At 51.1% G+C, this 3,867-nt stretch carries 4 protein-coding genes; all 4 read left to right on the top strand.

Features of this window, described 5'->3' with window-relative positions; all coding sequences use genetic code 11:
• Positions 1–1,693, top strand: a 1,693-nt coding sequence (locus HMPREF1022_RS00035) for a hemagglutinin repeat-containing protein (RefSeq protein WP_009301318.1), incomplete at its 5' end; no start/stop codon positions are given.
• A complete protein-coding gene (locus HMPREF1022_RS17850; protein ID WP_156802775.1) occupies positions 1,686–2,111 on the top strand; it encodes a hypothetical protein in 426 nt (141 codons plus the stop codon). The genes HMPREF1022_RS00035 and HMPREF1022_RS17850, both read left to right, overlap by 8 nt.
• A gap of 41 nt (positions 2,112–2,152) precedes the next feature.
• Positions 2,153–2,653 (top strand): hypothetical protein, encoded by a 501-nt coding sequence (locus tag HMPREF1022_RS17845; RefSeq protein WP_156802774.1) that lies wholly within the window; start codon positions 2,153–2,155, stop codon positions 2,651–2,653.
• A 16-nt stretch (positions 2,654–2,669) separates the two neighbouring features.
• Positions 2,670–3,867 (top strand): hemagglutinin repeat-containing protein (locus tag HMPREF1022_RS00030; RefSeq protein ID WP_232221540.1); only part of this gene is annotated, 1,198 nt, incomplete at its 3' end.

Here is a 3,867-nt window from a genome sequence, read left to right as displayed (position 1 = left end):
CCCACGAGCGCATCGGCCTGGCGGAAGGAGTGTGCAGGCCGGAATCGCGCTTCCTTGCAGCGAAGTTTCTTCCGCCGTGCAGGCTGTGGCCGATCTGCCGCAAGCCATGGGCAGCGGTCAGGGCGGTCTGGGATATCAGGGCGTCACCGCCGCCAGCGCCGGGCTGAAAGCCGTCACCAGCGTCTATAATTCCATCTTTCAGGTGGTCAGCGCGTCATTGTCTGTCGGCGGTTCCACGTCCCAGCAAAAGTCTTCCTCATCCTCAAGCACGGCTTCTCCCTCCACGTTGCTGGCCGGGCGCGACCTTGAGGCCGTCAGCGGGCGGGACATCACCATTGAAGGCGGCCGCGTGCAGGCCGGTCATGACATGGCCTTGGGGGCTGGCCGTGACCTGAACATCGTCGCAGCCACCAATACCTACGACAGCAAACAATCCGCCTCATCCGCCTCGGGCGGCGTGAGCGTGAGCTTGGGCTTTGGCTCCAGCGGCATGGCCGTTTCCGGCAGCGTGTCCGCCTCCGCGTCCGGCAGTCAGGGCAAGAGCAGCGGCACAAGCTACACCAATGCCCTGGTAGCGGCGGGCAATCATCTGGAAACCACTTCCGGACGCGATACCAACGTCAAGGGCGCGCAGGTGCAGGGCAACACGGTGGATATGGCCGTGGGTCGCGATCTGAATGTGCACAGTCTGCAAGACACGGCCCAGAGCTCCGGCAACTCCTGGTCCCTGGGCGGCAGCATCGGCTTTGACGCTACGGGTCTTGTACCCGACAAAATCATGGGAATACCGGTGACCGGAAGCAACGGCTCCGGATTGAACATCGGCGGCGGCACCAGCAGCGGTTCCATGGCCTGGGTCAACGGCCAGACCAGCATTACGGCCAAAGAAGACCTGGATATCTACACTGAAAAAAATACGGACATCAAGGGCGCGGTCATCGCGGCGGACAATGGTAATTTGACGTTGAACACCGGGACGTTGACGCATTCCAATTTGCAAGATTCCAATCGAAGCGAATCCATTTCCGGAGGGTTGGGGGTCGGCGGCCTGATGAACAACCTTGTCACCTCTCTCGACTACAGCAAAACAGATCAGGAGCAGATCAATCGCGCCACCGTGGGCGACGGCCTTATCATCACCCGTGACGGTTCCGTGGATAGCCTTACAAGCCTTAATCGGGATACAGGCCTTGCGCAGGAAATGACTCAGGACGATAAGATACGGATGGGAATCTATTTTGACAGTAATCTTGCCGACGGCTCCACATGGAAAACGGCCTGGACCGGAGTAAATACATTGGCCGGGCTTTCTTATGGTTTTCTTGGAAGCATATTTGGTGACGTACAGACAGAGTATAAAGATGGGGCGTTGCAGTTTACAGGGCATCCATTTGGAGTAGATGGCGATGGTGTAACACTTGGCCATGCCATTATGTATTTTGGAAGTGCGAAAGAGACTGATGTATGGAAGTATTATGATAGTCCTGACCAAATAGTTCTTGGCTTGCACGAACTCGGACATATACCTCAACAAGAGGCTCTTGGACCACTTTATATCCCAGCTTATCTTATAATGGGTGGATGGTGGAATAATTCAAATCCTTTTGAGCAGGATGCAAATAGCAGCGCACGAAAAAAAATGAGAGCACTTGGAATATATGATAAAATTCAAAATGGATGGAGATATGAATAATATTTTTATTGCAATCATTTCAGTGCTGCTACTTGCATCATGTACACTTCCTGGAGAAGCATTTATTGTAAATAGAAGTGGAAAAGATGTTGTTGTATATGCAAAAAATATTGGAAGTATTTTGAAAGATGGCTGTGATGATATTTATAGTCCTCTAAGATCTTCTTATTTTACGACAGAAAGATTGAAAATAAAGGAGTGTCCTGCTGCGCTATACAGGACATGGAAGTGTCCTGACATACAATCCAAAGATTTTGGCAATGTAGCTGAAAAGATTGATGCTCTGCATAACTTCCAAGAGAAAACAGGAAAACGTGCGGCGTACCTCTTGGACGAGAATTTTAATCTTTTATTGGTGCCATATGACGGTCCATTTAAGGGACAAAGATTAGAAAATGGAAGAATTATTTGTAAATAAGAAAATTTACATAACTTCAAGAGAAAGGATTTGATTTACCAATGTATTATACAGACAATATGATAGTCCGTATATCGTATGCCCTTGTAATATCCATAAGTATTTTGCTATGTTCGGCATGCTCCCTGATAAACAAAGGGACAGTATATCTGATTGCGTCAAACGATTCTCCGGACAGTGCGTTTATTATAAATAGAACTGGGAATGATGTCCTTATCTATATGACGAACCATAGAGGTTTTTTATTAAAAAATGGGTGCGATGATGCAATCTCGCTGATTCCAGAAAATTACAGAGGCGAAAGTATCTATATTGAGGAATGTACTGAAAAGTCATTTTTGGAAAGAAGATGTGTTGGTGGAGTCACAAAGAAATTTACAAACGTCTCAGATATGATCAGTATGTTGAAAAATTATCAAAAAGAAAACAATTCTAGTGCTGCATATTTGTTAGATGAAAGTTACAATCTAACATTGATCCCATACAATGAAAAACCAAAACACAAACTTATTGAGGGATTTATAGTTACCTGTAAGGAATAGCTTGGTTTCCTCCACCGTGGCCGCCGGGGGCAATCTCAGCCTGCTGGCCGGGGTCACCGGTTTGACGCCGGGCGCGTCCGCTGCCTCCGGCGCGCCCGCGTCACCCGGCCACGCCTCGGTGGTGGGCTCCAATCTGGTCAGCGGCAAAGACCTCACCGTGGCCGCCAGCGGCAACGTCAACGTGGCCTCGGCACAGAACAGCTCCTATTTCAGCCACACCAAGTCCACTGTGGGCGCGCTGGGCCTCAGTTCCTCTTCCAAAAGGGAGGAAAAATCCTCTGTTACCCAGGTCGGATCCACCCTGAGTGGAGAAAATGTAAAAATCTCTGCCGGTAACGATATTACTGCCACAGCAAGCAATATTTTTGCCGCGCAGAATGTGCAACTGAACGCTGAAAAGGGGAATATTCTTCTTGATGCCGCGCAGAATACGCAATCGTCATACTATAAATCCAGTTCATCTCGGGCAGGAATTTTCGGCGGCAGCTCGGGAATTTCATTTGCCAGCAGCAAACAAAAGCAAAAAGGGGCAGGCGGCGGTAAAAATATTGGTTCCGCCATCATGGCGGGCGAAGATATCACAATGACGGCCCAAAATGACGTTACCTCTGTGGGGTCGTTGATTTCCGCCGGCAACAACGTCCAGATACAATCCGGGCGCGACGTCAATCTGCTTCCCGGCAATGATACGTCATATGCGTTTGAGTCCAGCAAAAAGAGCGAAGTCGGCATAGGCGCGGCGCTGAGTTCCAGCGGGGCCAGTCTCAGCCTTGGCTACCAGAGCACGGCCAAGGGCAGCAAACAGAACGCGGCCCAGAATGCCGGCAGCCTGGTACAGGCAGGCAATGACATCAGCATAACCACCGGGCGCGACATCAACCAGATAGCATCGCACATTGAAGCCGCACGCGATGTGAACCTGAACATCGGGCGCGACTGGAACATGCTTGCCGGTCAGGATTCCCAGAGCGCATCGGCCTGGCGGAAGGATGTGCAGGCCGGAATCGCGCTTTCCTTGCAGCAGAATGTTTCTTCCGCCGTGCAGGCTGTGGCCGATCTGCCGCAAGCCATGGGCAGCGGTCAGGGCGGTCTGGGATATCAGGGCGTCACCGCCGCCAGCGCCGGGCTGAAAGCCGTCACCAGCGTCTATAATTCCATCTTTCAGGTGGTCAGCGCGTCATTGTCTGTCGGCGGTTCCACGTCCCAGCAAAAGT

The organism is Desulfovibrio sp. 6_1_46AFAA (assembly GCF_000224635.1).
GTDB classification, from domain to species: Bacteria; Desulfobacterota; Desulfovibrionia; order Desulfovibrionales; family Desulfovibrionaceae; genus Desulfovibrio; species Desulfovibrio fairfieldensis.
This window is presented reverse-complemented; position numbering and strand designations above follow the sequence as displayed.

Bases quoted from the DNA above. Each gene is read 5' to 3' on its own strand.
- HMPREF1022_RS17850 (WP_156802775.1), top strand. From the start codon at position 1,686: ATGAATAATATTTTTATTGCAATCATTTCAGTGCTGCTACTTGCATCA.
- HMPREF1022_RS17845 (WP_156802774.1), top strand. From the start codon at position 2,153: ATGTATTATACAGACAATATGATAGTCCGTATATCGTATGCCCTTGTA.